A 25,626-nucleotide genomic window follows, 5' to 3' on the forward strand; every position below is an offset into this window, starting at 1 on the left:
CATAATGTTCAAAACCCTCGACGATGTTTCCGATCTCAATGGCAAGACCGCGCTGGTGCGCGTCGATTTCAACGTGCCGGTCGAGGATGGCCGCATCACCGACGACACCCGTCTGCGCGTCGCCCTGCCGACCATAAAGAAGCTGCTCGACAAGGGCGCCAAGGTCGCCCTGCTGGCCCACTTCGACCGCCCCAAGGGCAAGGTCGTGCCGGCCATGTCGCTCGCCTTCGTGGCGCCTGCCCTTTCAGCCCTGCTGGGCGAAGAGGTCGCCTTCGCGGAGAGCTTCGATCAGCGCTATGCCGGCGCCGCCCGCGTCGTGCTCTATGAAAACGTCCGCTTCCATCCCGGCGAAGAAGCTAACGACGCCGGCTTTGCCAAACAACTGGCCGCGCTTGGCGATATCTATGTCAACGACGCCTTTTCCGCCGCCCACCGCGCCCATGCCTCGACCGAGGGCGTTGCCCACCTGATCCCCGCCTATGCCGGTGAATCGATGCGCCGCGAACTGACCGCGCTGGACAAGGCTCTGGGCAACCCCGAGCGCCCGACGCTCGGCATTGTCGGCGGCTCCAAGGTCTCGACCAAGCTCGACCTGCTGAAAAATCTCGTAGGCAAGCTCGATGCGCTGGCGATCGGCGGCGGCATGGCCAACACCTTCCTCTACGCGCAGGGCCACGATGTCGGCGGCTCCTTGTGCGAAAAGGATCTGAAGGATACCGCGCTCGAAATCCTGCGCGAAGCCGAAACGAAAGGCTGCAAGATCATGCTGCCGCTCGATATCGTGGTGGCGCAGGAATTCAAGGCCAATGCCCCACACCGCACGCAATCGCTGAACGCGCCATTATCCGCCGAGGACAAGATCTTCGACGCAGGCCCCCTGACGGTCGAGGCCCTCACCACCGTGATGACGGGCTCCAGGACCCTGATCTGGAACGGCCCTCTGGGTGTGTTTGAATTGCCACCCTTCGACGCCGCAACCGTCGCTGCCGCGAAATTTGCTGCATCGCAAACCAAATCGGGTAAGCTGGTGGCCGTGGCAGGCGGTGGCGACACCGTGGCTGCGCTGAACCATGCCGGTGTGGCCGACGACATGACGTTCGTCTCGACCGCCGGCGGCGCTTTCCTGGAGTGGATGGAAGGCAAGGTTCTGCCGGGCGTCGCGGCGCTGGAAGCGTAATTGGAACAATAGTTGCAGGGCTATTGACCTATTTAAAATTTACATCCGGACGGTTCAAAACAGGTCAAAGACCAAGCCGTCCGAACCACGACCGGCCCCGCCACAGGGCCGGCACCGCTCACCACAGGTATTGGCCCCGCTGTGGTGAGTTGAAAATGACTGGCTTCTGAGCCTCGCAGCGGAGCGTACTTCGGTACGTGAGCAGCGAAGCGGAAGAAGACGGGCGTTTGCAGACCACCACAGAGGGGCCAGAAAAAGGGAAAATAATGGCTCGCATCAGCCTACGACAACTCCTCGATCACGCCGCCGAACATAGCTACGGCGTCCCCGGCTTCAATATCAACAATATGGAGCAGGGCATCGCCATCATGGAAGCAGCCCGCAAGACGGCTTCCCCGGTAATCCTGCAAGCCTCGCGCGGCGCCCGCGCCTATGCCAACGACCTGATGCTGAAGCGCATGATCAATGCGCTGGCCGAAATCTACCCCGAAATTCCGCTCTGCATGCACCAGGACCACGGTAATAGCTTAGGCACCTGCGCCTCGGCGATCCAGCACGGCTTCACCTCGGTGATGATGGATGGCTCGCTGATGGCCGACGCCAAAACCCCCGCCGATTATGAGTATAATGTCGATGTCACGAAGAAGGTGGTCGAGATGGCCCATGCCTGCGGCGTGTCGGTCGAAGGCGAACTGGGCGTGCTCGGCTCGCTGGAAACCGGCATGGGCGAGGCCGAGGATGGCCACGGCGCCGAGGGCGTGCTGTCGCATGATCAGCTCCTGACCGACCCCGACCAAGCCGTCGATTTCGTCGCCAAAACCGGCGTCGATGCGCTGGCTATCGCCATGGGCACCAGCCACGGCGCCTACAAGTTTTCACGCAAGCCCGATGGCGGCGTGCTGGCCATGGGCGTGATCGAGGAAATCCACAAGCGCCTGCCCAATACCCACCTCGTCATGCACGGCTCCTCGTCGGTGCCGCAGGATCTGCAGGACGAGATCAACGCCTATGGCGGCGCCATCCCGCAAACCTGGGGTGTGCCGATCGAGGAACTGCAACGCGGCATCCGTTCGGGCGTGCGCAAGATCAATATCGACACCGACCTGCGCCTGGCCATCACCGCCGGCATCCGCAAGACCATGTCCGAAAACCCCGCCGGCTTCGATCCGCGCGGTTACTTCAAGCCAGCCTACGCCCTGATGCAGAAGGTCTGCGAGGAGCGCTTCGAACAGTTCGGCACGGCGGGCAATGCCCCCAAGATCAAGCCGGTCGGTCTCAGCGCCATGGCGCAGTTCTACCTGTAAGGATCGCTTGTTTTGAGCGCGGTAAAGGCCACCCGATCGCGGTGGCCTTTTTGCTGGGGTCAGGGAAAGGCGCGATGCCCGCAGCGAAGTAGGCGATGGGTAGTTTTGCGCCCAAGGCGGAACTCGTTTACACCTACTTTACGACACGCACTGCCCAAGCGTGCCGTTTCGCAACTTAGGCGGCAGTAGGCCAACCACGAGGGCAAAAAGGAATTGGAGCGGCCCGGGAACCCCAGAGACCAGACATGCTTCGAAGAGTAGATCGCCCATTTCTTGGATGCTTTTCTGGTCGTCGGCTGTGTAATCACCGGCATTGGCCCTTTGTTCCAGCAGATCCATTTCCTTGCCCATTTCCGTTACGGCCCATATCCCTAGTGCCTGCGGAAGTAAAAGGAATAGAGCAGTCCACCCCGACCATCCGGCGTCGTGCAGGCGCCGCACGTTGAGCGACAGGTTGGGAACAAGTATTGCAGCTCGCAAGGGCACCAATATCAGACTAGCGCCGGACGCGCCGTGACGCGACTCGAGCCAAAACCAAGCAGTGCACAAGCATATCGAAACCGAAAACCAAACCATGCAGCCCATCCAGAAGTCTCGGCGCTGCAGTGTTCCGGCAAAGTCAAACAGCTTATTCATGCGTTTCCCTCTAGTAGCTTCATTTCATATGACGGCTCTGCTCGTCTGTCTACGGAATCTGCGCCAATCGCGGGGATTGACTCGCATGGGCGCCAGCAGCAAATATGTTGACCAATAGCAGACGTCCGTTTGCTTGAGTTCGCGAAAGTAACTACTTCCGCAAAGGGCAAAGATATGCCTTCTCCTGGATGTCCCAGCGGGCAATGGCAGCACTTCATTCCAAAGATCATTTTCACCCCTCGCCCGGCTATTAGGCACCGCTTCATCCCCGCACAACGCTCTTGCATGTTCTGAACAAGCGGGCTATATACTGAACCAAATGGTTCAGTATATAGCCCGCCTCGATACGGCGTTCGCCGCGCTCTCAGACCCCACCCGCCGCGGCGTTCTGGAGCAGCTCGGACACGCCGATGCGTCGATCACCGACCTGGCCGACCGGTTCCACATGACCCTTACCGGCATGAAGAAGCACGTCGGCCTTCTGGAGCAGGCGGGTCTGGTCACCACCGAAAAGGTCGGGCGCGTGCGCACCTGCAGGCTCGGCCGGCGCAGGCTGGAAGAAGAGGCGGCATGGATCGAGCGGCATCGTCAGCTATGGGCCGCGCGCTTTGATGCCCTGGATACACTTGTCGATGAATTAAAACAGAAGGAGGCAGCCGATGGGCCAAGGTCAGGATAACCGCACGACGGCAGAGCGCACATCCGAGCGCGAATTCGTTGTGACGCGGACGGTCAACGGGCCGGCGCGCATTGTGTTCGAGGCCTGGAGTCAGCCGGAACTGTTCAGGCGTTGGTGGACGCCAAAGTCGTTCGGCATGACCATCGTGTCATGCGAAATGGACGTCCGCACCGGCGGCACTTACCGCCTGATGATAAGCCACCCGTCGGTCGAACAGCCGATGGCGTTCTTCGGCCGTTACCTCGACGTCGTACCAAACGCCCGCATCGTCTGGACCAATGAGGAAGGTGACGATGCGGGTGCCATCACCACGGTGACCTTCGAAGAGCGCGGCGGCACGACCCTGGTCACGTGGCACGACCTCTATCCGTCAAAGGCAGCGCTCGATGAGGCCATGGAGACGGGGGCAACCAGCGGGTTCGACGAGCAATTCGACCAGTTGGAGAACATCCTCAGCGAGCCGGGTACAGGCCCCGCGTGACAGTGTTGCCGGATAAACAGCGCTGCACCCGCAACCCGCTCAATCTTAAGCTTTTCTTAACCAAAAATCACCTGACGGGTGATTCGGAATGTGCTATGTCCTGAGCGCGCGTTTTCATTAGGGGCAACGCGCTTCCCGGATCTCATCATGAAACGCTCGCTCATTCTGCTGAGCCTGAACCTGTGCGCGGGTATGCCCGCTCTTGCGCAGGAAACGGCTAAACCTGCCGACAAAAAAGACGACACCACGGTGGTCACCGTCACGGCCAAAAAGCCGGACGTGGTGCGCAAGATCGACAGCACCATCTATAATCAGGGCGACAGCGCCGCCACCCAGAGCGGCACCGCGGCCGATGTGCTCAATACCGTGCCCTCGGTCAATGTCAGCCCCGATGGCGACGTATCCTTGCGCGGCAATGGCAATGTCCAGATCTATATCAACGGCAAGCCCTCGGCCATGATGAAGGGCGAGAACCGCGCCGCCACCCTGCAATCCATGTCCGGCGGCGATATCGCCAGCGTCGAGGTTATCACCAACCCCTCGGCCAAATATGACACCAATGGCGGCGCCATCGTCAATCTGGTGCTGAAATCGGACCGCAAGCCCGGCGCCAACGGCATGCTTATCGCCAATATCGGCAATGACGATCGCCGCAACGCCACGCTTTCGGGCAACTATAATAACGGCAAGCTCAATCTCAGCGGCCGCATCGGCATGCGCGACGATGTGCGCCAGACGATCAACCGCGACGACCGCACCTGGCGCAATCTGGCCGACGGCACCTCCGGCCGCAACACCGTCTCTTCCGCGTTTTTCGGCCGCCGCCAGTCCACCCGCGTGCAGGGCGAGATCGAATATACGCTGAACGACACCGACACGCTGAACTTCCAGACCTCGGCCAGCCACCGCTATTCCAACAACCACACGCAGGAATTCCGTCAGGATTTCGACAGCGCCGGCAAGCTGATCCGCGACTATGTCCGCCCCAAGACGGGCCCCAACCAGCAGGACGATATCGAGGCCGAGGCGTCCTTCACGCGCAACGCGGCCAATGGTGACAAGCTCACCCTCAGCGCCAACCATTCGCTGACCAGCAACCGCAACGACCGCACCATCCGCAATATCTACAGCCTGCCCGTCCAGCCCGACCGGATCGAGCATTTCTTCGGCAAAACGGTTACCGCCAGCGACGACCTGAAGGGCGATTACAACCATCCTTTCGGTGCGACGCAGGAGATCGCCACTGGCTTCGATATCCAGCGCGAAAACAACCGCTTCGACACCCTGAAAGGCGATATCGACCCCACCACCGGCGCCGAGACGATCGAAACCGGCCTGACCAATCGCTTTGTCGTCACTGAACGCCTCTATGCCGGTTACGTGACGTGGCAGGGGCGCTTCGGCAAGTGGCAGTTCCAGCCCGGCGCGCGCGTAGAAGGCGTGGTGACGCGCGGCAACCAGATCACCAGCGTCATGCAAACCCGCTCCGAATTCGGTAACCTGTCGCCCACCCTGCATGCCGCCTATATCCTCAGCGACGAAAACCGCTGGAAACTGAGCTATACCCGCAGCCTCCAGCGCCCCGATGCCCGCGACCGCAACCCCTTCCTCGCCTACACCGATCCGCAGAACCTGCGCTCCGGCAACCCTTACCTGAAGCCGCAAACGGTCAGCGCGCTGGAGGGCGGTTACGAGCACAGCCGCGGTGATAATAGCTGGTCGGCCACCGCCTATTACCGCGAGAGCGAGCGCACCATCACCGACTACAGTTATTTTCTGTCGGCCGATGTGCTCCTGACCACCAAGCGCAACGCCGGCAATGGCCGCTCGGGCGGGGTGTCGGCTAAATCCTCCGGCAAGTGGGGCGAAAAGTGGAAATACAGCCTGTCAGGCAATGTGTTTTGCGCCGAACTCCAGGCCGACGATATGTCCGGCACCCTGCGCCATTCGGCAGTGTCCGGCACGGCGCAGGTCTCGCTCGATTACAAGCCGACCACGACCGACAGCCTGCATCTGGACGGCAATCTGTCCGGCGACACCATCACCGCGCAGGGCACGCGCTCCGGCATCAGCGCCGTCAACCTGTCGTGGAAGCGCAAGCTGAAACCGCGCCTCAGCCTGACAGTGAGCGCCAGCGATATCTATAATGGCGGACTGGTGCGCACCACGATGCAGACGGCGTCGGTGTCGTCGGTCGGCGCCAATCTGAGCGGCGGGCGGGTGTTTTTCGTCGGGCTGAGCTACTGGATGGGCGGGGCGAAGTAACGGCCACCCCGCCGCATCACACCGAATGAAATTCAGTATTAATTAGACTATATTTCAATATTTACTTTAAATACTTAAATATCATATTATTTATTTCAAAATAAACAACATTATTTCAGTTGTGACACAACATTTATAAGTCATATACTGCAAAATTAACCATTAATTTGCATTTATTTATAATGGTGAATTTTACACTGCACATTATACACACATTTTAGGCCGATCCGTAGTCATGAGTATTAACAGCGCCATGCAATCGGGCGTTACAGCCCTGGCGGCAAATGCGACGGCCCTGGCCAGCATTTCCAGCAATATCGCCAACGCCAACACCACGGGCTACAAGGAAATGACGACCAGCTTCACTGATCTGGTCAGCGGTTCTGCCAGCTCAAACAGCTACAGTTCGGGCGGCGTCGTGGCGGTCAACCGCCAGAGCGTGACGACACAGGGCGACCTGAACAGCGACACCTCAGGCTACAGCCTTGGCATCGACGGGCAGGGCTTTTTCGTCGTCTCGGACTCGTCGTCGGATGTCACCAGCGGCAGTTCGCTGCTGTTTACGCGTGACGGCTCCTTCTCTACCGATACCGACGGCAATCTGGTCAATTCGGGCGGCTATTACCTGCTCGGCTGGGCTGCGGACGCCAATGGCGACATCACCAGTTCCGCCACCGACGCCAACCTGCTGGTGCCGATCAATGTCAGCGACCTCGCCAACACGCCCTCGGCGACGACCGCCGTCAGCTTCTCGGCCAATCTGAACTCGACCACCACGACCTCCGAGGCCGTGACGTCGAACACCTACGATCCGACCTCCGCCGCCTTATCGGTTTATGATTTCAACGACCGGCGAAGGCACCAAGCCCGACGCCACCATCTCGACCAGCGTGTCGGATTCTCTGGGCCAGGAGCACACCCTCACCATCTCCCTGCTGAAGGGCAGCATCGATACCAATTCCTCAAGCACCACCTATGGCGAAACGCAATGGTACTACGAGGTATCATCGGACGACGTCACCTCCGACAATGGCCTAAACCAGATCACCACGGGGTCCATCTGGTTCGATTCCAGCGGCAATCTCGACAGCGAAAATTCGACCGGCGACCTGTTCTCGGCAACCGGCCTGACCATCGGCGCTTCGTCGGAGACTTCCGGCGTGCGCTGGGACGAGTTCGGTCGGGGCCACCGCGCAAAGCATCACCATGGGTTTCGGCACGGACGGCACAAGCAGCCTGACGCAGCAGGCGACCGACACCACCACCTCAACGATTACGGCCAACGGCACCGAGTTCGGCACCCTGGCCAGCATCGATATCGACACCGATGGCATGGTCACCGCCACTTACAACAACGGCCATACCCGCACCCTGGCTCAGGTCGCCGTAGCCACCTTCCTGAATTCCAACGGCCTGACGGCGGTCAGCGGCAATGCCTACGCGGTTTCGACCGAGTTCGGGCACCTATTCGCTGAAAGCACCGGGGCAAGGCGGCGCCGGCACGATCGAGGCCGATACGCTGGAGGCATCCACGGTCGATCTGTCGCAGGAGTTCACCAGCCTGATCACCGTGCAGCGCGCCTATTCGGCGGCCTCGAAGGTGGTGACCACGGCCGACGAGATGCTCCAGGAATTGCTCAGCATCAAGCGCTAGGTTTGCCGCGGAGGGATAGGCGGGGCGAAGTAAGCCTAATTCGGCGCCCGCAAGGAATAGCTGGTACTACGTCCGCCGCTGGCATCGCGGACCAGCAGTCCGCGCTGTACGAGATCGGTCATATCACGCAACGCCGTGTCCTGTGACGATTTGGTGAGGAGGGCCCATTTTGACGAGGTAAGTTTGCCCTCAAACCCATCAAGCAGCCGGTTGATCATGGCGCTCTGCCGTTCATTAAGGGTCTGCGACTTGGCGGCCTCCCAGAAGCGCGCCTTGATAAGCACCTTTCCAAGGGTCACGTCCGCGCTGTCTATGGCGCGTCCCAAACAGGCCAGAAACCATTCAAGCCAGCGGGTGATATCGAGATCGCCCTTCTGCGTGGCTTCCAGAATATCATAGTAGCCCTTGCGCTCAGCACGGATTTGCGCCGACATGCTGTAGAAGCGCTGCGGACTGCCTTCCGAGCGCGCCAGCGCTATATCGGCAATCGCGCGGGCAATCCGCCCATTGCCATCCTCAAAGGGGTGGAGGGTTACAAACCAGAGATGCGCCACCGCGGCCTTGATAACGGGATCTGTCGGCTCCCCCTGCTCGAAGCCCTGAAGAAAGGCCCTCATGCCGCCATCGAGTAGATGCGCAGGCGGCGCCTCGTAATGAACCCGTTCCTTGCCAAGCGGGCCTGAAACCACCTGCATCGGACCAGAGGCTTCGCCGCGCCACGCGCCAACCACGATCTTCGTCATCCCGCTGCGCCCTGTCGGAAAAAGGGCGGCGTGCCAGTCGAACAGCCGCTCTTCGGTCAGGGGGGCGCGAAAATTCTGCGTGGCGTCGAGCATCATTTCCACCACGCCATCGACATGACGATCCGCCGCTATCAGCCCGCCCACATCCATGCCGAGCCGGCGCGCGATGGAGGAACGCACCTGTTCCCGATCCAGCGCCTCCCCCTCGATCTCGGAGGATTTCATGACGTCCTCTGTGAGGGTCGCCAGCACGGCCTCGGCGCGCAGGTTGAAGCCAAGCGCTTCCATGCGGCCGATCAATCGGCCCTGCCGGTGACGCACATCGGCAAGCTGGCGGGCCAGCGCCCCCTCGTGCCAACGGAAAACGGGCCAGGTATCGCGCTGATGGATATATATTGGCACCGCATATTCTCCGCACGTAGTGCGGAGAATATGCCATCTAATCACCGCAAAAGCTAGACAATCGCCGCATAATATGCGGAGATTGTCCCGATATTCGCCGAATAGTCGATTCTCGTTAGCAAAATGAGGCCATTTGCGCGCCTTCGCCGACCGGATGCTGCTGAAAATCACCGCCATGGACGATCCAGAAGACATGCCGGGCGTCGAGCGTGCCGTGCGCGTGGCTGCCGTGATCGAGCGCATCTATAGCCGCTGCGACCGCGCCGAGCGCCACGCCCCCGATCCCTTTCAACAACAAGCCGAGCGCGCCCGCCAGGAAAGCGAAGCCATCAAGGCGCGCGTCGCTCTGGCCAACACCCTGGAATGGGGCGAAAAACGCCGCCGCGATCTCGGTCCCTGGTGGGACGCCGCCCAAAACGCGACCCAAAACGCGGCGGCACTGCCAACACCCCAGCCGGCCAGCGCCGGAACCCCCGCCCCTGCGGGCGCGGGCGCGCTTAAGCGCTCAGGCGCCGAGGTCGACACTATCGACTATACCGGCGCCATCCTGAAAGCGCAGGCCGATCTCGGATTGACAGCGCCCTCTGCGAAGAAGCCCCCGCCGCCCGCCTGACGCGGCACCGCCCAGGTCACGCGCATTGACTTTGCCCGCATTGACTTTGGCGCCGCTTTGCTGTTTGAACGCCCTCAAAGGTTTTCAGGCATGCAGCTCCAGTTCAAACGCCGCTTTTCCATGGCCCATCGTCTGCGCTTCGATCACAATTCGAAGTGCATGACGCCGCATGGCCATAACGAATTCGTCGTGGTGAACCTGCAAAGCAAGGGCGGCCGCCAGATCGACTGGGGCAACGCCAACTACGCCGCCAGCTTCGCCGATCTCAAGCGCCACTGGCACGGCTTCGTCGATGACAGTCTCGACCACGCCTTTCAGCTCGGCCACAATGACCCGATGCTCGGCTATTTCCAGCAGCATGAGCCCGAACTGCTGACGCGCCTGCTGGTGATCGCGGGCGACCCTACCACCGAGGCCGTCGCCACCGCGCTCTATATGAAGCTGAACGCCATTCTGGCCGCGCACCTGCCCGATTTCGAATGCGTGCGCTTCGAGATCGAGGAAACCCCGACCAACAGCGTGGTGCTGGGGCCGGCCGATATCGCCGCCTGCCCGATCCGGCTGGGCGACTGGTGCCACCGCGCCGATATGAGCCTCAACGACCTGTTGCCGCCCTCAAGCTGGCCCCAAATCGGGAGTGCGTCATGAGCCTGATAGCGCGCCGCGTCTTCGTCAAAGGGCTTCGGGTCGAGGCCGCCATCGGCATCTATGACCATGAGCATGGCCGCACCCAGCCGCTGATCATCGACGCCGTGTTCGATCTCGAACGCCACGAGATCCACGGCCTGAACGACACGCTCAACTACGAACTGGTGGGGCAGATCGCGCGGGATTTCATCGCGCGCGGCCATATCAAGCTGGTCGAGACCCTGGCCGAGGACATGGCGCGGACGCTCGTCGCCCTGCCGCATGTGCTGCGCGTCGAGGTGTCGGTGATCAAGCCGGAAGCCCTGTCGGATGCCGATCAGGCCGGGGTGTGCGTGGTGTACGAAAATGACTGAACTGGCCTATAAAGACCACCTGCGCCTGATGGCGACCTATAACAGCGTGATGAACGCGCGGCTGATCGCGGTGCTCACGCCGCTCTCCGACGCGGCTCTGCTGGAATCGCGCGGTGCTTTTTTCGGTTCGGTGCTCGGCACGCTCAACCATCTGGTCGTCGCTGACCTGATGTGGCTCAACCGCTTCCGCCCACAGCCCTATGGTCAGGTGCTGATGGCACTCGACGCCCTGCCGAAGCCGGCGGCGCTGGCCGATCTGCTCTACCCGACGATGGCCGAACTAACACCGGTGCGCGAAGAGCTGGACGGGCTGATCCTGCGCTTTATCGAGCAGTTGAGCGATGCCGATATCGCTTCGCCGCTCAGCTACAAGAACGCAGGCGGCGTGCCCTTCACCAAGACGCTTGGTCTGGTGCTGAGCCACGTCTTCAACCACCAGACCCACCACCGCGGTCAGGTGACCACCCTGCTCAGCCAGATGGGGCTCGATATCGGCGTCACCGACCTGGCGCCGCTGGTGCCCGATCTGACGGCGCCATAAATACCGCTATGCAGCATTGGTAAGCTGGGGTAGGCTTTTGATGCCTTCAAATGGATACTGCCCATGCCCGCTAAACCGCCTCAGAAGCCCGCCACACCAGCAAAAGGCGCTAGTGCCGACCTCAAGGCCTTTGTCGCGGACCCGCGCCTGTTACCCTTTGCCACCTATCTGCTGCTGTTCTTCACCACCATGACCTTTGGCCTCAGCGCCCTGATCGTCATGCTGATCGCCAATTTTGCCGAGGACAAGACGCCGGACTGGCTCAAGAGCCACTATGAGTTCCAGAAGCGCACCTTCTGGTACAGCATCCTGCCGGTGCTGCTGACCGCCATCATCTATACCTTCGCCCAGCGTCATGCCGTCAGTGGCCCGGTCACCGCCATCTTGATGGGACTTGTCCTGCTGTGTCTGGCCTATACGGTTGGCCGCGCCATCGTCGGCTTCAACCACCTGCTCTACAGCCGGCCGATCCCGAACAGCAAGGACTGGCTGGTTTAAACTCTAGTCAACCACATCGGCCGGTTCGGCCATATCGGAGGCGGCCGTGGCCGAGGCGGCGCCGTCACGCCGGATGCCGGACATGTCAAACAGGTTCATCTTGACGCCGTCATTGATGATATCGCCCGGCTTCTGTTCCTTGGTGCAGGCGCCGATGCGCTTTGATGTCACCACATAGTTGGTGACCCGGTTCATCTGCGGCAGGTTGCCACCCGTGGTCTGCGAACGCACGCGCATCTCGTAGGACCGGCTGTAATCGCCGGTGATCGAGCCGGAATATTCGGTCACGACGCCCGAGCCCATGGCGCATTCGGCCAGCAAGCCCCAGGTGTTATCGCCTTGCGGACTGTAGGTCTTGTTCGAGCAACTGCCGCCGGACAGATCGGTGCCCAGGATGCCCAGATGCTGATCGGTCAGGGCGTCGATGCAGATTTTCAGCACCTGCGCCGCATCGGGACTGCCCTCTTCGCTCAGGCGGGTTTCCCAAAGACCCGGCTTGCGGGCCGGCAGCGGCTGGCTGGGTTTGGCAACAACGACCGGGGCGGGCGCCACAGGTGCCGGCGGTTCGGGCTTTTTCTGACAGCCGGCCACTGTCGCGGCTAGGCCAGCGATCAAGGCGATACGGCTAAGGCTGGCCTGCAACATGACACTTCCCCAGTATCCCCATGCCGGTGAGCGGCCGTATAATGGCTTCGCCGGCAAGGCTTGCAAAGCACATCATCCACAGGAGGTAACGACAGGATAAGGGAAAAGGCAGGCCTGTGCCAGCGTATAGTCCTGACGCAGAAAAGTTTTTAGTTAATGCCGCTTAACGCTTTTTAGAGATAACCTGGAGGGTTTGCAGGGTGCGCGGCAACTCATCGGCCAGACGACGGCAGATTTCGCGCGCGCCGATCGAATAGACCTCGCCGCCGTCAGCGATTTCCATGGCGGCCTTGGCCGTGGCGTCGAGCAGCACTTCAAATTCAGCGATCTGTTCGCGGGCCAGCGCACGGGCTTCTTCCTGCAGGCGGCGGACGCGCTGGGTGCGGCTTTCACGCACAGAGGTTGTGGCGGGTACATCGTCGATATAGGCCGGCGCATGGGCAACCGTGGTCGGCAGGCTCATCACCTTGTCGCCATCGATCACCTGGCCAAGCGCCAGTTCCTTCTTGCCAAGCGCTATCTCTTTAGAGACAGGCGGCACTACATTTAATCTTGTTCGACGCATCTCGATCAACCCCGGTGTGACATATGCAACACGTACACTAGATTAGGCATTCAGCTCAGGCACATAGTCAGGCATAGTTCGGGCAGCATCGTAGGTTCCGGTTAATAAGCTGTTTAAATCAACAACCTGAACCTGTTCCCGACTGCGCATGTGCCCCCTGCGCCCTTAGGGCAAGGGTCACCCGAAACCGTATAAAAATCCAGTATGAATATGTTTCAGAGACGTCAAACGCCGCTGATTTATCCACAGTGTGTGATCCATATAACGCGCTTTGGTTAATATCAGCCCTGAGAATGGCTGACAGGCGAAAACAGGCAAGGTGCCGGTCGCGTGATTGGGATGAGTTGCGCGATCCGTCGCCCAAACTTAATCGCTCAGCATATCCTTGGCGAATTCGAGATCAAGTGTCTTGAGTCGCTTGATCTCGTCACGCATACGCGCCGCCGTCTCGAATTCGAGATTGCCCGCCGCCTCGCGCATCCGCGTTTCGAGATCGCGCAGGGTGGCCTGGAAGTTGGAACCGAGGAACGGCTTGGTGTCCTTCTCCGCCACGCCCATGGGGATATCGACACGGCCGCTCTTTTCAAACGGCGAGTCGAGGATATCCGAAATGCCGCGCTTGACCAATTCCGGCGTGATGCCATGCTCGGCATTATAGGCCATCTGCTTGTCACGGCGGCGCGAGGTTTCGGCCAGCGCCCGCTCCATCGAGCCGGTCATCTTGTCGGCATAGAGGATGACGCGGCCATCGACGTTACGCGCGGCGCGGCCGATCGTCTGGATCAGCGAGGTTTCCGAGCGCAGGAAGCCTTCCTTGTCGGCGTCCAGAATCGCGACGAAGGCGCATTCCGGAATATCGAGGCCCTCGCGCAAAAGGTTGATACCGATGAGCACATCGAAAGCGCCCAGCCGCAGGTCACGGATGATCTCGATCCGCTCCAGGGTTTCGACATCACTGTGCATATAGCGGACACGAATGCCTTGCTCATGCATATAGTCGGTCAGGTTCTCGGCCATCTTCTTGGTCAGCACCGTCACCAGCGAGCGATAGCCCTGTTTGGCGACCTCACGCACCTCGGCGATGACGTCATCGACCTGGCTGAAATTGTCCTTGTGTACCGGACGGATCTCGACCGGCGGATCGATCAGGCCGGTCGGGCGAATAACCTGCTCGGCGAAGACGCCCTGAGTGCGCTCCATCTCCCATTTGCCGGGCGTGGCCGAGACATAGATCGACTGCGGACGCATCGCGTCCCATTCCTCGAACTTGAGCGGACGGTTATCCATGCAGGACGGCAGGCGGAAGCCATATTCGGCCAGCACCGATTTGCGCGCAAAGTCTCCGCGATACATGCCGCCGATCTGCGACACCGAGACGTGACTTTCATCGACGAACAGGAGGGCGTTATCCGGCATATATTCAAAGAAGGTCGGCGGCGGCTCGCCCGGCCCGCGGCCGGTCAGGTAGCGGCTGTAGTTTTCGATGCCGGCGCAGGCGCCCGTCGCCTCGATCATCTCAATATCAAAGGTGGTGCGCTGCTCAAGGCGCTGGGCTTCCAGCAGCTTGCCTTCACCATGGAGTTGCTCAAGGCGCATCTTCAGTTCGGCCTTGATGCGGCTGACCGCCTGATTGAGCGTCGGGCGCGGCGTCACATAGTGGCTGGCGGCGTAGACCTTGACGTCTTTCAGGTCCTGCATCTTCTTGCCGGTCAGGGGATCGAATTCCTGGATCAACTCGATCTCGTCGCCGAACATATTGATGCGCCAGGCGCGGTCCTCATAGTGGGCGGGGTAGATTTCGATGACATCGCCGCGCCGGCGGAAGGTGCCGCGCTCAAACGCCTGATCATTGCGCTTATATTGCAGGGCCACCAGATCGGCGCGCAACTGGCCTTCATCGATCGACTGGCCGACCTTCAGTTCAAAGGTCATGGCGGTGTAGGTCTCGACCGAGCCGATACCGTAGATACAGGACACAGAGGCGACGATGATGACGTCATCGCGTTCCAGAATGGCGCGGGTGGCCGAGTGACGCATCCGGTCGATCTGCTCGTTGATCGACGAATCCTTCTCGATGAAGGTGTCGGTGCGCGGCACATAGGCTTCCGGCTGGTAATAGTCATAGTAGGAGACGAAATACTCGACCGCGTTATCCGGGAAAAAGGCCTTGAATTCGCTGTAAAGCTGGGCGGCCAGGGTCTTGTTATGCGCCATGATCAGGGCCGGACGCTGGGTCTGCTCGATGATCTTGGCCATGGTGAAGGTCTTGCCCGAGCCGGTGACGCCCAGCAGCACCTGATCGTGCTCGTGTTCGGCAATGCCTTCCAGCAGGGTGGCGATGGCGGTCGGCTGGTCGCCGGCGGGCTCATAGGGCGCGGCAAGCCGGAACTTGCGACCGCCTTCCGACTTTTCCGGTCGCTCAGGCTTATGCGGCACCCATGTCGCCGGCATGTTCGTTGCGCCACCGCTATGCTGCTTGAGCGCCGCCGAGTCAAAATCTGCCACAAACGCACCGGAGTTATCCGAAAAGCCGGGATTTTGGGGGGCCAAGCCTTGATTTTTGGGGGAACGTGCCATGAACACAACATAAGCCGGGGTAAAAAAAATGAAAGAGGCGCATTAAAAAGAATGTGAACCACCGACCGTTTTGTCCACACCGCGGATTTAACGCCTCAAGCCGTCAGAACTTGTCAGCTGGGTTGTCATACGGGTTGGATTTCCGCTTGGATTCCAGCCGGTTATTTTGACCGCCCAACCTTACGCTCACGGAAAGACGTTCTAAAAACTGATGAAGGCGCCCCTTAAAGCTTCGTTAAGTTAAGCTTTTCTGAATAAGATTTTGACTATAAAGCATTGGCAAATAATAAAGATCGGATGGCGCGTATAATCGATCGGTCGATTACTTCGTTCATCCTGTCAATATAAAGATTCTAACCTGCACGTCATTACCCCTATTTGCTTAGCCATCCCCCACAAGATCGTCAGCGTAACTATCGATCTAAAAGCATCAAAGGCAAATGAACACATTTTAGCCATAATTGCCGCCTAGACAGCGGCTCGCCCAGCGGGTCCTATCTGGCCTGCTGGCGTCAGTCTCTGGTCTGTAATTTGCATAGAACTGTGCTGGAATTACGAACCGAAGGCTACTCGGGGGGCACATAACGCCCTTGTCACAGAGGACCAGATAGTTTTGACGTCAACACTTTTAGCGCGCTATCGCATGCGCGCCCTCATGGCAGCGAGTTCTGTAGGTCTCCTGGTCGGCGCGTCGGTTGGCGCAGCCTGTCTGGGTAGCCACATGGCCCGCGAGAGCGGCCAGCGGCAAGACGCCGCCCGCCTCATGATGGCCAGCAAGGATGGTACCGTAGATATGGCGGCGCTCGATGCTTCGGGCACCGGCCGAGTTGATACCAGCGCGCTGAACATCGCCATGCGCTTTTCGCGTTTTGCCGATTCCGGCACCGAAAACACCCTGCTCGCCCAAAACCTGACCACCATTCGCACGTCGAGCGATATGCGCAGCCAGCGCTACCTGCCCGGCTCTATGTCAGACGCCAACTCAGGCGCGGCTGTGGTCCGCACGAGCCTCGACACCAGCGCACCTGTCAACACCCTCTCAACGCCGGCTGTTCGCGCTGCTGCGGCCATGAACTTCAAGGCCGCCACCCGCAGCGACAGCGACTGCCTGACACAGGCCGTCTATTACGAAGCGCGCGGCGAAGGCACCGACGGCATGCGCGCCGTCGCTCAGGTGATCCTCAACCGCGTCCGCCACCCCGCCTATCCGAAGTCGATCTGCGGCGTCGTTTATCAGGGTGCTGCGCAACGCATTTCCTGCCAGTTCAGCTTTGTCTGTAATGGCGCCATGGGCGCACCGGTCGAAACCTCCGCCTGGCGTCGCGCCAAGAAGGTCTCGGAAGCCGCTTTGGCTGGCTACGTGATGCCGTCGGTCGGCACCTCGACCAGTTTCCACACCACCGGCGTGACACCCGGCTGGTCGGGCACCATGGAACGGGTCGCCCAGATCGGCACTCATATCTTCTATCAGTTCCGCGGTCGCGGTGCGCGTATCTCAGGCACAGCGGATGGCGTGAGGCCTTCGGACTCCATGCCGCAAGTGACGCCCCCGGCCGCTACGGCTATTATTGCCGAGGCCCAAACACCGGCCCAGACGACAGCCCTGCTCACTACCCTGTCGAAAATGCAGGGCGCATCGGTCAAGCCGGTTCAGACCACTGCTCACGTACATGGCAAGACGGCGCAGGACATCGTCGCCGAGGTCGCCCTGCCGACCAAGGCCGTACCTGTGCCTACTTCGGCCGCTAAGGGCGCTCCTCAATAACACCCGCCATTTTGAAATCAGAGCCTGTGCCGGTCTGAAAGAATCAGATCTCTACAGGCTCTTTTTTTGAGTAGGAAAGCGCGCCTGCCTTCGAGCGCAGTCTGATGCGGCATCCGCAGCAGCACACTTATCGCCATGACGCGAAGCAAACACTTACCGCAGGTTGAAAGCGGCAAAAACCCGATAGTCCTTTTTATACACGCCTTTTAATTGTCATATTTTACGCTTTTGGCATCCGTCGTTAGGATTTCAACAACCTTAATCTGACAGGTTGGCGCAAAGGCGCGTCTTTACCAGGAGTCGCAACGGGCTCGATCATGCCTGTTTGCATTCCGAAAACTGGCAAAGCCTCTCATGGATCAACATCTTCTTAGTCATACGAAAGTTTGTCAGGGGCCAATAATGACGAAACTCAGTGCAGCCGGCACCTCCGGCGGGTTCAAGATATCGAACTGGTCTTTTACCGTAAAATTCATGGCGCCCGCTGCGGTCGCCACCGCCCTGATCGCCGTTCTGGCATTCGGCGCCGTCACCATCATGAACGGCCAGGGTAAGACCATCGACGACATCAATATGAACGCCCTGCCTCAGGTCGTTGAACTCGGCGACATCAAGGCTTCCATCAAGGAAGCCAATGGCCAGCTCTATAACGCCCTGACCAAGAAGGCCACCGACCCGACGGCCAACGCCTCGGCCCAGGTCACCAAGGTGACCGAAGATCTCGGCACCATCGAAGCCCGCGTCAAGGCGGACGGCAGCAAGGCTACCGATCCGGCCCAGAAGAAGCTGCTGACCGATCTGGCCAAAGAAGTGAAGACCTACAAGGAAGCCGTAGAATTCGCCGGTCAGGTGATGGACGTCGATTTCCCGTCGGTCGGGCCGATGATGTCGCAGTTCGACGACGGCTATAAGAAGATGTCTGATCTCAGCGACCAGTTGATCAATGCCAACGTCGCTGCCGCCAAGAAGGCCGCCGCCGACGCCAAGACGGCGCAAACCGCCGGCATCAGCATGCTGACACTCTTCGCTGTCATCGTGGCGGTCATCTCGGGCAGCATCGCCTACATCTTCTCGCGCGTCACCGTGACCGGCATCAATCGCATCGCGAAGACGACCGAAGAGCTGGCCAACGGCAACCTGTCGGTTGACATTTCGGCCCTCGCCCGCCGCGACGAACTGAAATCGGTCGTCGACAGCCTCAACGTCTTCAAGTCGAACGCCGAAGAAAAGCAGCGCCTGTCCGACATGGAAGCCGCCACCAGCGCCACCCGCGAGCAACGCGCCCGTCAGATGGCCGAACTGGCTGACCGCTTCCGTCATGAAGCTCAGGACATGCTGGATGCGCTCGGCAACGCTGCCTCGGATCTCGACGCCAACGGCCGCACCCTTTTGACTATCGCCCAGGAAAACGAGCGCCGTTCGCAATCGGCAGTGTCCTCGATCCGCAACTCGGCCGACAACGTCCAGAACGTTGCCTCAGCCACGACCGAGCTTTCCGCCTCGATCGGCGTCATTGGCGACCAGGCCGTCCGCTCGGTTGAAATCGCCGCTGAAGCCGTGTCGGAAGCCGACCGCACCAACGCCTCGATGGCCGAACTCAGCCGCGCCGCCGACCAGATCGGTGAAGTGGTTGACCTGATCAACGCCATCGCCCAGCAAACCAACCTGTTGGCCCTCAACGCCACCATCGAATCGGCACGCGCTGGTGAAGCCGGCAAGGGCTTCGCGGTCGTCGCCTCTGAAGTGAAGTCGCTGGCCCAGCAAACCGCCAAGGCGACCGACGAAATCCGCGAACGCATCAAGGACATCCAGTCGGCTGCTTCCAATGGCGTCAGCGCCATCAAGGGCATCGGCGAAACGATCAAGCACATGAACGAGATCGCCTCGTCCATCGCCAACTCGGTTCATCAGCAGGGCGACGCCACAAACGAGATTGCCCGCAACGTCAACGAGGCCTCTGACGGCACCTCGATGGCCTCCAGCTCGGTGGCACAGCTCTCCGCGTCTGCCGCCGATACGGAAAAGGCCTCGACTGAAATGCTCGGCGCCGCCAACCAGCTCACGCAACGCACGGAAGCCATGGGCGAAAATATCCGCCGCTTCCTGTCGGAACTGACGGCCGCTTAAAAGCTGAACGCCTGATGCTGAAAAGAAGACGGAGACACCTCGATGTGTCTCCGTTTTTTTATGCCCAATTATCCGAGCTCATAATATTTGACGCAGCGCAATATTGATTCATACGAAATTAAACCTTCGGATGTACATCAGCGCTTGCGGGCCTATCTTACCTTGCATGGCCCTTCAGAAACCAAGAACATAGTTCCAGCGTGAAAGTTTGCAAAATGCATAGCTCGATTTCCAAGACCCTTCTGGCCGGCGCTCTCGCCCTGTCCTTCGCCTCCACCGCCGCCTTCGCGGATTGTGATGAAGTTCAGGAAACTCAGGTCGGCAAGGCCATCGCCGCCGCCGCCAGCGCCAAGATCGCCACTGTGGTGCCAACCCAGTCGAAGCAAATGATCAACCTGGAAACCTGCGACGCCGTGGGTGGCGGCCTGGCCGCTGAATTCAAGTTCAATGTCATCGGCGCGGATGGCCTGTACTGGGTCACCGGTTCGGCCAAGGTTGCCGGCGGCAAGGTCGCGGACATGAAGATCGGTGGCATGAGCCCCAACCTGGCGGCGGCATCGGCCAAGGCTGGCGTGAAGCTCGCCTCCAACTAAGATGGGTTGGGCGCCTGACGCCCAGAATACTGTTTTGCAAATGAGGTGCGGGCTATAGGCCTGCACCTTTTTTTGCATTTTAATGCAGCGATATTGCCGCCGTTAACCTTTACGTCGTTACCCGGCAAGGGATGTTGAGACGACCCGTTAAGCCATATAAATAGAACATAATTCTCTGATTTAACCGAATATTTTCCTATCTTTTGTACAGTGATCCTCATCCTGAAGAACCTCAAGGAGAGAACAGATGATCAAGAAAACCCTTATTGCCGCCGCCGCCATCATGGCCATGTCCACAGTCGCCGCCGTCGCCGCCCCCTGCTCGGACGAACAGGAATCCGCTGCCGGCATGCTCGCCGCCGGTGTTGGCAAGGCCGCGGTTTCCAAAGTCGTTGCCGTCACCGGCAAACAGATGGTCAACATCGAAACCTGCGAATTTCGCGCCGGTGCCTATCAGGTCGACTACAAGTACAACTTCCTCGCCGCTGACGGCCTCTACTGGGTCGAACTGTCGGCCAAGTTCGGCGCCGATGGCTCCGGCGCCACCAGCAAGGTGACCAAGGCCAGCCCTAACATGGCCGCTGCGGAAGCCAAGGCCGGCGTCAAGCTTGCCGCCAACTAAGACCTGATCTTGTGACCTCAGGGTCAAACGAAACCCCTCATGACCGCGTCATGAGGGGTTTTGCTTTTTAGCGATGAAGGATGGACCTACTTCCGGTGAATCGGTTTGAAATCCTGCGGGCGACTGACCACGCGCGGCTCCTTGCTGCGTGGACTGGCGAACAGCCCTCCGAACAGCGCGAAGGATGTCATGGCGTGTTGTTTCTTGTCTTGATCTTGGTCATGCATGGGTTGCGTCTCCTTTTCCAAATGCGTTTGATGGACCAGAAGACGCGGCGCAGCTCGCAGGGGTTTTCACCCTCTCAGTCGTCGTCGCGTCGTAGGCATACTATGACAGAAATTTTCCGACGCGCAATAATTAATCCGAACCCGGATCATATTATTTCGTTTTAAATTTATATTCATTTGTTTTTATTGATATTAATATTAGTTAATTTGAGGAAAAAGTTCATCTTTCGCAAAAATTTCCACATAAAATTCTCCAACCCAATTCATTCTAAAGCAACCCTCTTGGGTTAATTTGGGTCCGTCTCAAAAGGAGGCCGCCGGCACATGTCCTGACCGGTGATCCGCGGAGCGTTAGCGTTATGATCAAATCAGCTATTGTTTTAGGCAGCGCCGTCTTCTGCGCCGTGCTGGCCGGAACTGGCATCCTGTCACTCGGCGAGCACGCCGATAAGGCCGATAGCGTCCAGATCGCATCCTATAGCGCGCCCGAGACCGTGCCGGTCAGCACCACCGCCAGCCAGGGCCATATCACCGCCATTCCGAAATCGGCCAATGGCCATTTTTACGCAACCGCGGTCGTCAACACCAAGGCCGTGCGCTTTCTGGTCGATACCGGCGCCAGCATGATAGCCCTCACCCCCGCTGACGCCCGCCGCCTCGGCTTCACCGATCTGGCCTACGATGCCGAGGTCAGCACCGCCAACGGCAAGACCGCCGTTGCGCGCATTACCTTAAGCTCCGTCACCGTGGGCCAGAGCACGGTGCGCAATGTCGAGGGCGTGGTGGTCAAGGAAGGCTTGTCGGACTCCCTGCTTGGCATGAGCTATCTCGGCAAGCTGAGCCGCATGGAAGTCACGCAGTCGAGCCTTATTCTGCACCCTTGAGTTCATAGGCTTCACGGCGCGCTTCCGAAGCCGCCAGAGCCTCGCGCACCGCCGCAACCGCCCGATCCATCACCTCAAGGCCTGCGCCCGGCGCGATAGAATCGACCGTCATGATGCGGCGGAAGGCCCGCGCGCCCGGCAGACCATGCATGATGCCGAGCATATGCCGCGTCATGTGGGTCAGCGGCACTCCGGCCGCCAGCTGACCGGCCATATAGGGGCGACAGGCCTCCAGCGCCGCGAACGGCCCGACATCCTCACCTTCGCCAAAGAACAGACGATCGACCTGCCCCAGCAGCGCCGGTTCGTGATAGGCAACCCGCCCCAGCATAACGCCATCGACGTGTTGCAAATGGCCTTGCGCCGCCTCCAGCGAACAGATCCCGCCATTAATCGCGATGGTCAGTTCCGGATAGCTGCGCTTCAGTGCATAGACCAGGTCGTAATCGAGCGATGGCACATCGCGGTTTTCCTTGGGCGACAGTCCCTTTAGCCAGGCCTTGCGCGCATGGACGGCGAATGATGTCACGCCAGCTGTCTTGCAGGCCTCGACCAGGGCGAACAGGCTGTCGCGCGCCTCCTGATCGTCAACGCCGATGCGGCATTTGACGGTCGCCGGCAGATGCGTGGCCTCGATCATGGCCTGCATGCAATCCGCCACCAGTTGCGGTTCACGCATCAGGCAGGCGCCAAAACTGCCCGACTGAACGCGATCGGACGGACAGCCGCAGTTGAGATTGACCTCGTCATAGCCCCAGTCCTCGGCGATCTTGGCGCACTGCGCCAGTTCCGCAGGCTCAGAGCCACCCAGTTGCAGCGCCACGGGATGCTCGACCTCGGAATACCCAAGCAGGCGCTCTCGGTCGCCATGGATCACCGCCTTGGTGGTCACCATCTCGGTATAGAGCAGGGCATGGCGCGTCAGAGTGCGATGGAAGGCGCGGCAGTGCCGGTCCGTCCAATCCATCATGGGTGCAACGCTGAAATCTATGCGCTTGGTTTTTATTCATTTTCAATACTATCAAAGACTAAAAGGCAATGCTGGCCGGCGCCAAAGAAGGCTGCAATCATCAAGACATTTAACGGCCTTATAGACCGTCACGTCACAGATATGAAGGCAGTGAGCAAATAAATGGGACGTTTCCCCCCGCGGTGAGACGCGCCTTAAAAGCATAAAACGCTGAGCCTGTTCGATATTGGCAGAAGATGAGCCGGTCTGTTGCCTGGAAAGAGCAAGACTGTTTCGCTGACAGGTCCTGAAGGCCATCTTTTGGCACGCGCAAAAATTATCATTGTCATAGATGGGGAAGCAACTATGATGATAGTTAAAGTAAATAACAATCAGGGGGAAATTTCATGCTTAGGTGTCTTACCGCGTTAAGTGTCATATTTTTGCTGGCCGGGTCACAGGCGGGTGCCCAGACGACACCGCCCGATGCCACCGAGGTTGTTGTCAAGGGCGCCGTCCGCCCCAAACTGGCCGAAGAGGCGTCGCCTCCGCCGCTGGAGGTCTATGTCAAATCCCCGCGCGTTGAACAGATTGCCCTGTCCTCAGATGGCAGCCGCTTCGCCTTCATCACCCGCAAGGCCGGTCTGCGCCTGCTGACGACCTACACTGTGACCGACGGCAGCAACCAAACCATACGCCTCAGCGAAGATCCTTTGTCGGCAATTACCTGGCTCGACAATGATCATATCCTGCTGTCGGAGACCCAGACCGGCCTGCGCGGTACCTGTCCTTCTGGCGCGGGGCAGGCCTTTAAAGCGGCGCAAACGGGTGATGATTATATCGCGGCTATGACTGTCGGCGGGTTCCAAGGTGGAGGCAGCACGGGCAAGGGTCTTGCGCCTGACCCTATCCTCGCCCTGATACTTGCAAGCAGCCTGACACCGCCGAAATGTGCTGAATATGGTGTTCGGTCTCACGACGCGGGAACGATCGTTGATTTACGCAACAATCAGTCAGTGACGCTCGGTAAAAGGATGAGCGGCGATTATAACGGCATGGTGCTGGGTCTGCCCAAGCCGGTGATGATTGACGGTAAGATGCAGCTCGTTGGTGCTTTTCTCGAACTGCGCGACAAATCGATCGCCGGCCAGGTGGCGCAGCGTGCCTATCTGTGGCGGGTCGATCCCGAGACCGGCCGGGGCCGCATCATCGATGATCACGGCGGTGATCTCGATCGCATTGGCAGGTATGTCGATGACTGGCTGACCGATGAGACCGGACAGCCCACCGTCAGAGCGCTCTACACCTATCTCGATGAGACCTTCAGCATCGAGATGAAAAAGTCCGGCAAGTGGACGCCGATTCTCAAGCGCAAGATCGACGCCAAGGCGCATACCTTTGCGCCGTTTCTGGCAGGGTTAGGCCGCGACGGCCAGTCCCTGCTGATCCTCGATGTGGCCATTGGTGCCGATGGCCAGCGCCGCTTCCACTATTACGAGCTGTCGGCCGATGGCAAGCTGTCCGAAGCGCTCGATAGCGGCGACGCCACCCGCGACCGGCCTTTGTTCGATCCGCAGACCGGTGCCCTGTCGGGCTTCGCCCACGATGGCGAAATCACCACCTACACCTTCTTCGATCCTGATCTCGCCGAGGTCTACAAGCACGCCGTCGACACCGCGCCGGGTCAGGCCGTGCGCGTCGTCGCCACCGCGCGCGATCCGCATCAGATGATCCTGTTCAATCAGGGCGGTGATGATCCGGGTTCGTGGCACTATTACGATTTTGCCACCGGCAAGCGCGTCGATATCGGCAGCCAGTATCCCTCGGTGCCGGCGGAATGGGTGGCGTCGCAGCGATCGGTTCGTTACACGGCGGCCGATGGCGTGGAGATCCGCGCCCTGATCACCCTGCCGCCGCAGGGCGAGGCGAAGAACCGGCCTCTGGTCGTGCTGCCGCATGACGGACCGCTTGGCCACGATGCACGTGGCTTTGACGGGCTGGCACAGGCCCTGGCGTCACGCGGCTATGTCGTGCTGCAACCCAACTACCGCGGTTCCGATGGCTATGGCGCCGCCCTGACCGAAGCCGGCAAGGGCGAATGGTCGGGCCGAATCTTGAGCGACATGGCCGATGGCGTGCGCTATCTCGCCGGTCAGGGGATTGTCGATGCCAAGCGCGTCTGCATCGCCGGCGAGGGCTATGGCGGCTACGCGGCGCTGGCCGGTGCGCAATCCGGCAGTCCCTATCGCTGCGCCATCGCCATCAACGGCATTGCCGATCCTGATGACTATCTGAAGAGCGCGAAGCAAAACGCCGTGGCCGACGAGATCGCCGCGCTCAAGGCCAATTCGACGCAACCGCGCGCCTTCCGCGCCAATTCCAACTCGCCGGCCCTGGCTCAGCGCTACTTCGGCAGCCAGACGCCGGCGGCCATCACGGCGGCGGCGGTCCGCACGCCGGTGCTGCTGGTGCACAGCCAATACGACAAGACCGTACCGGCCAGCCAGAGCCGCACTTTGCGCGATGCCCTGCAGAAGGCCGGCAAGCCGGTCACCTATGTCGAACTGGCTGATTGCGGCCATGACCTCGCCACCGAGGCCTGCCGCCTTGGCACAGCCCAAGCCGTGGTCGATTTCCTCAAAGTCAATAATCCCGCGAAGTAGCAAAGGGGACGTGTC

The 25,626-nt window shown here is 59.9% G+C and carries 24 protein-coding genes and 2 pseudogenes; 19 read left to right on the top strand and 7 right to left on the bottom strand.

The window, feature by feature from the left end; genetic code table 11:
* Position 1 precedes the first annotated feature (1 nt).
* Both ABQ278_RS15015 and fba read left to right on the top strand, forming a co-directional pair.
* Positions 2-1,177: a phosphoglycerate kinase gene (locus tag ABQ278_RS15015; RefSeq protein ID WP_349322178.1), complete on the top strand. Its 1,176-nt coding sequence runs from the start codon at positions 2-4 to the stop codon at positions 1,175-1,177.
* 266 nt (positions 1,178-1,443) lie between these two features.
* Positions 1,444-2,481: a class II fructose-bisphosphate aldolase gene (gene fba, locus ABQ278_RS15020; RefSeq protein WP_349320298.1), complete on the top strand. Its 1,038-nt coding sequence runs from the start codon at positions 1,444-1,446 to the stop codon at positions 2,479-2,481.
* A 138-nt stretch (positions 2,482-2,619) separates the two neighbouring features.
* Here the strand turns inward: fba and ABQ278_RS15025 are convergent, their stop codons facing one another.
* The gene (locus tag ABQ278_RS15025) at positions 2,620-3,117 is read right to left on the bottom strand and encodes a DUF805 domain-containing protein (RefSeq protein WP_349320299.1); all 498 of its coding nucleotides are present in this window, start codon (positions 3,115-3,117) and stop codon (positions 2,620-2,622) included.
* A 319-nt stretch (positions 3,118-3,436) separates the two neighbouring features.
* On the opposite strand from ABQ278_RS15025, the gene ABQ278_RS15030 reads away from it, so the two are divergent.
* The 6 genes and pseudogenes from ABQ278_RS15030 to ABQ278_RS15055 all read left to right on the top strand — a co-directional run bounded on the left by ABQ278_RS15030 (position 3,437) and on the right by ABQ278_RS15055 (position 8,196).
* The gene (locus tag ABQ278_RS15030) at positions 3,437-3,796 is read left to right on the top strand and encodes a metalloregulator ArsR/SmtB family transcription factor (protein WP_349320300.1); all 360 of its coding nucleotides are present in this window, start codon (positions 3,437-3,439) and stop codon (positions 3,794-3,796) included.
* The gene (locus ABQ278_RS15035; protein WP_349320301.1) at positions 3,777-4,277 is read left to right on the top strand and encodes an SRPBCC domain-containing protein; all 501 of its coding nucleotides are present in this window, start codon (positions 3,777-3,779) and stop codon (positions 4,275-4,277) included. The genes ABQ278_RS15030 and ABQ278_RS15035 overlap by 20 nt, the downstream gene beginning before the upstream one ends.
* A 147-nt stretch (positions 4,278-4,424) precedes the next feature.
* A complete protein-coding gene (locus ABQ278_RS15040) occupies positions 4,425-6,542 on the top strand; it encodes a TonB-dependent receptor domain-containing protein (protein ID WP_349320302.1) in 2,118 nt (705 codons plus the stop codon).
* Positions 6,543-6,795: 253 nt separating this feature from the next.
* Positions 6,796-7,350, top strand: a pseudogene (locus tag ABQ278_RS15045) (flagellar hook-basal body complex protein); the annotation flags it as partial.
* 28 nt (positions 7,351-7,378) lie between these two features.
* Positions 7,379-7,594, top strand: a pseudogene (locus ABQ278_RS15050) (flagellar biosynthesis protein FlgE); the annotation flags it as partial.
* 380 nt (positions 7,595-7,974) lie between these two features.
* The gene (locus ABQ278_RS15055; protein WP_349320303.1) at positions 7,975-8,196 is read left to right on the top strand and encodes a flagellar basal body rod C-terminal domain-containing protein; all 222 of its coding nucleotides are present in this window, start codon (positions 7,975-7,977) and stop codon (positions 8,194-8,196) included.
* A 35-nt stretch (positions 8,197-8,231) separates the two neighbouring features.
* Here the strand turns inward: ABQ278_RS15055 and ABQ278_RS15060 are convergent, their stop codons facing one another.
* Entirely contained in the window at positions 8,232-9,341 is a 1,110-nt protein-coding gene (locus ABQ278_RS15060; protein WP_349320304.1) for a Fic family protein, read from the bottom strand.
* A gap of 133 nt (positions 9,342-9,474) precedes the next feature.
* On the opposite strand from ABQ278_RS15060, the gene ABQ278_RS15065 reads away from it, so the two are divergent.
* The 5 genes from ABQ278_RS15065 (at position 9,475) to ABQ278_RS15085 (ending at position 11,994) form a co-directional block, all read left to right on the top strand.
* Positions 9,475-9,954 carry a hypothetical protein gene (locus ABQ278_RS15065; protein ID WP_349320305.1) on the top strand — a complete coding sequence of 160 codons (480 nt, stop codon included), beginning with the start codon at positions 9,475-9,477 and terminating at the stop codon, positions 9,952-9,954.
* Between the two features lie 90 nt (positions 9,955-10,044).
* On the top strand, positions 10,045-10,602 hold the full coding sequence (locus tag ABQ278_RS15070; RefSeq protein WP_349320306.1) for a 6-carboxytetrahydropterin synthase: 558 nt from the start codon (positions 10,045-10,047) through the stop codon (positions 10,600-10,602).
* Entirely contained in the window at positions 10,599-10,955 is a 357-nt protein-coding gene (folB, locus tag ABQ278_RS15075; RefSeq protein WP_349320307.1) for a dihydroneopterin aldolase, read from the top strand. Before ABQ278_RS15070 ends, folB begins: the two co-directional genes overlap by 4 nt.
* Positions 10,948-11,496 (top strand): DinB family protein, encoded by a 549-nt coding sequence (locus ABQ278_RS15080; protein ID WP_349320308.1) that lies wholly within the window; start codon positions 10,948-10,950, stop codon positions 11,494-11,496. The genes folB and ABQ278_RS15080 overlap by 8 nt, the downstream gene beginning before the upstream one ends.
* 63 nt (positions 11,497-11,559) lie before the next feature.
* Positions 11,560-11,994 carry a hypothetical protein gene (locus ABQ278_RS15085; protein ID WP_349320309.1) on the top strand — a complete coding sequence of 145 codons (435 nt, stop codon included), beginning with the start codon at positions 11,560-11,562 and terminating at the stop codon, positions 11,992-11,994.
* 3 nt (positions 11,995-11,997) lie between these two features.
* Here the strand turns inward: ABQ278_RS15085 and ABQ278_RS15090 are convergent, their stop codons facing one another.
* The 3 genes from ABQ278_RS15090 to uvrB form a co-directional block, all read right to left on the bottom strand.
* The gene (locus ABQ278_RS15090; RefSeq protein ID WP_349320310.1) at positions 11,998-12,639 is read right to left on the bottom strand and encodes a DUF3617 family protein; all 642 of its coding nucleotides are present in this window, start codon (positions 12,637-12,639) and stop codon (positions 11,998-12,000) included.
* Positions 12,640-12,802: 163 nt separating this feature from the next.
* Positions 12,803-13,180, bottom strand: coding sequence for a hypothetical protein (locus ABQ278_RS15095; protein ID WP_349320311.1), 378 nt, complete (start codon positions 13,178-13,180; stop codon positions 12,803-12,805).
* A gap of 390 nt (positions 13,181-13,570) precedes the next feature.
* Positions 13,571-15,781: an excinuclease ABC subunit UvrB gene (gene uvrB / locus ABQ278_RS15100; protein WP_349320312.1), complete on the bottom strand. Its 2,211-nt coding sequence runs from the start codon at positions 15,779-15,781 to the stop codon at positions 13,571-13,573.
* Between the two features lie 655 nt (positions 15,782-16,436).
* Between uvrB and ABQ278_RS15105 the strand changes: the two genes are divergently transcribed.
* The 4 genes from ABQ278_RS15105 (at position 16,437) to ABQ278_RS15120 (ending at position 20,888) form a co-directional block, all read left to right on the top strand.
* Entirely contained in the window at positions 16,437-17,546 is a 1,110-nt protein-coding gene (locus ABQ278_RS15105; protein ID WP_349320313.1) for a cell wall hydrolase, read from the top strand.
* A 402-nt stretch (positions 17,547-17,948) separates the two neighbouring features.
* Entirely contained in the window at positions 17,949-19,673 is a 1,725-nt protein-coding gene (locus ABQ278_RS15110) for a methyl-accepting chemotaxis protein (protein ID WP_349320314.1), read from the top strand.
* Between the two features lie 215 nt (positions 19,674-19,888).
* Complete coding sequence (locus tag ABQ278_RS15115) at positions 19,889-20,266, top strand: hypothetical protein (protein ID WP_349320315.1); 378 nt, start codon at positions 19,889-19,891, stop codon at positions 20,264-20,266.
* A gap of 247 nt (positions 20,267-20,513) precedes the next feature.
* Positions 20,514-20,888 carry a hypothetical protein gene (locus ABQ278_RS15120; RefSeq protein WP_349320316.1) on the top strand — a complete coding sequence of 125 codons (375 nt, stop codon included), beginning with the start codon at positions 20,514-20,516 and terminating at the stop codon, positions 20,886-20,888.
* An 86-nt stretch (positions 20,889-20,974) separates the two neighbouring features.
* Here ABQ278_RS15120 and ABQ278_RS15125 read toward each other — a convergent pair whose 3' ends face one another.
* Positions 20,975-21,115, bottom strand: a complete 141-nt coding sequence (locus ABQ278_RS15125) for a hypothetical protein (protein ID WP_349320317.1) — start codon at positions 21,113-21,115, stop codon at positions 20,975-20,977.
* A gap of 359 nt (positions 21,116-21,474) precedes the next feature.
* Here ABQ278_RS15125 and ABQ278_RS15130 point away from each other — a divergent pair, with 359 nt between their 5' ends.
* Entirely contained in the window at positions 21,475-21,999 is a 525-nt protein-coding gene (locus ABQ278_RS15130) for a TIGR02281 family clan AA aspartic protease (RefSeq protein WP_349320318.1), read from the top strand.
* Here the strand turns inward: ABQ278_RS15130 and dusA are convergent.
* On the bottom strand, positions 21,983-22,969 hold the full coding sequence (dusA, locus tag ABQ278_RS15135) for a tRNA dihydrouridine(20/20a) synthase DusA (RefSeq protein ID WP_349320319.1): 987 nt from the start codon (positions 22,967-22,969) through the stop codon (positions 21,983-21,985). The two genes, ABQ278_RS15130 and dusA, sit on opposite strands and share 17 nt — an antisense overlap.
* A 386-nt stretch (positions 22,970-23,355) precedes the next feature.
* On the opposite strand from dusA, the gene ABQ278_RS15140 reads away from it, so the two are divergent.
* Positions 23,356-25,611 carry a prolyl oligopeptidase family serine peptidase gene (locus ABQ278_RS15140; protein WP_349320320.1) on the top strand — a complete coding sequence of 752 codons (2,256 nt, stop codon included), beginning with the start codon at positions 23,356-23,358 and terminating at the stop codon, positions 25,609-25,611.
* Positions 25,612-25,626 lie beyond the last annotated feature (15 nt).

Origin of the sequence: Asticcacaulis sp. MM231 (genome assembly GCF_964186625.1) — a bacterium.
Classification (GTDB): Bacteria; Pseudomonadota; Alphaproteobacteria; order Caulobacterales; family Caulobacteraceae; genus Asticcacaulis.

Coding starts and splice junctions, on each gene's coding strand:
- folB (WP_349320307.1), top strand. CDS start 10,599: ATGAGCCTGATAGCGCGCCGCGTCTTCGTCAAAGGGCTTCGGGTCGAG.
- ABQ278_RS15140 (WP_349320320.1), top strand. CDS start 23,356: ATGCTTAGGTGTCTTACCGCGTTAAGTGTCATATTTTTGCTGGCCGGG.
- fba (WP_349320298.1), top strand. CDS start 1,444: ATGGCTCGCATCAGCCTACGACAACTCCTCGATCACGCCGCCGAACAT.
- ABQ278_RS15035 (WP_349320301.1), top strand. CDS start 3,777: ATGGGCCAAGGTCAGGATAACCGCACGACGGCAGAGCGCACATCCGAG.
- ABQ278_RS15130 (WP_349320318.1), top strand. CDS start 21,475: ATGATCAAATCAGCTATTGTTTTAGGCAGCGCCGTCTTCTGCGCCGTG.
- ABQ278_RS15090 (WP_349320310.1), bottom strand. CDS start 12,639: ATGTTGCAGGCCAGCCTTAGCCGTATCGCCTTGATCGCTGGCCTAGCC.
- ABQ278_RS15115 (WP_349320315.1), top strand. CDS start 19,889: ATGCATAGCTCGATTTCCAAGACCCTTCTGGCCGGCGCTCTCGCCCTG.
- ABQ278_RS15105 (WP_349320313.1), top strand. CDS start 16,437: ATGGCAGCGAGTTCTGTAGGTCTCCTGGTCGGCGCGTCGGTTGGCGCA.
- ABQ278_RS15120 (WP_349320316.1), top strand. CDS start 20,514: ATGATCAAGAAAACCCTTATTGCCGCCGCCGCCATCATGGCCATGTCC.
- ABQ278_RS15040 (WP_349320302.1), top strand. CDS start 4,425: ATGAAACGCTCGCTCATTCTGCTGAGCCTGAACCTGTGCGCGGGTATG.
- ABQ278_RS15025 (WP_349320299.1), bottom strand. CDS start 3,117: ATGAATAAGCTGTTTGACTTTGCCGGAACACTGCAGCGCCGAGACTTC.
- ABQ278_RS15080 (WP_349320308.1), top strand. CDS start 10,948: ATGACTGAACTGGCCTATAAAGACCACCTGCGCCTGATGGCGACCTAT.
- dusA (WP_349320319.1), bottom strand. CDS start 22,969: ATGATGGATTGGACGGACCGGCACTGCCGCGCCTTCCATCGCACTCTG.
- ABQ278_RS15055 (WP_349320303.1), top strand. CDS start 7,975: ATGCCTACGCGGTTTCGACCGAGTTCGGGCACCTATTCGCTGAAAGCA.
- ABQ278_RS15070 (WP_349320306.1), top strand. CDS start 10,045: ATGCAGCTCCAGTTCAAACGCCGCTTTTCCATGGCCCATCGTCTGCGC.
- ABQ278_RS15110 (WP_349320314.1), top strand. CDS start 17,949: ATGACGAAACTCAGTGCAGCCGGCACCTCCGGCGGGTTCAAGATATCG.
- ABQ278_RS15085 (WP_349320309.1), top strand. CDS start 11,560: ATGCCCGCTAAACCGCCTCAGAAGCCCGCCACACCAGCAAAAGGCGCT.
- uvrB (WP_349320312.1), bottom strand. CDS start 15,781: ATGGCACGTTCCCCCAAAAATCAAGGCTTGGCCCCCCAAAATCCCGGC.
- ABQ278_RS15125 (WP_349320317.1), bottom strand. CDS start 21,115: ATGCATGACCAAGATCAAGACAAGAAACAACACGCCATGACATCCTTC.
- ABQ278_RS15030 (WP_349320300.1), top strand. CDS start 3,437: ATGGTTCAGTATATAGCCCGCCTCGATACGGCGTTCGCCGCGCTCTCA.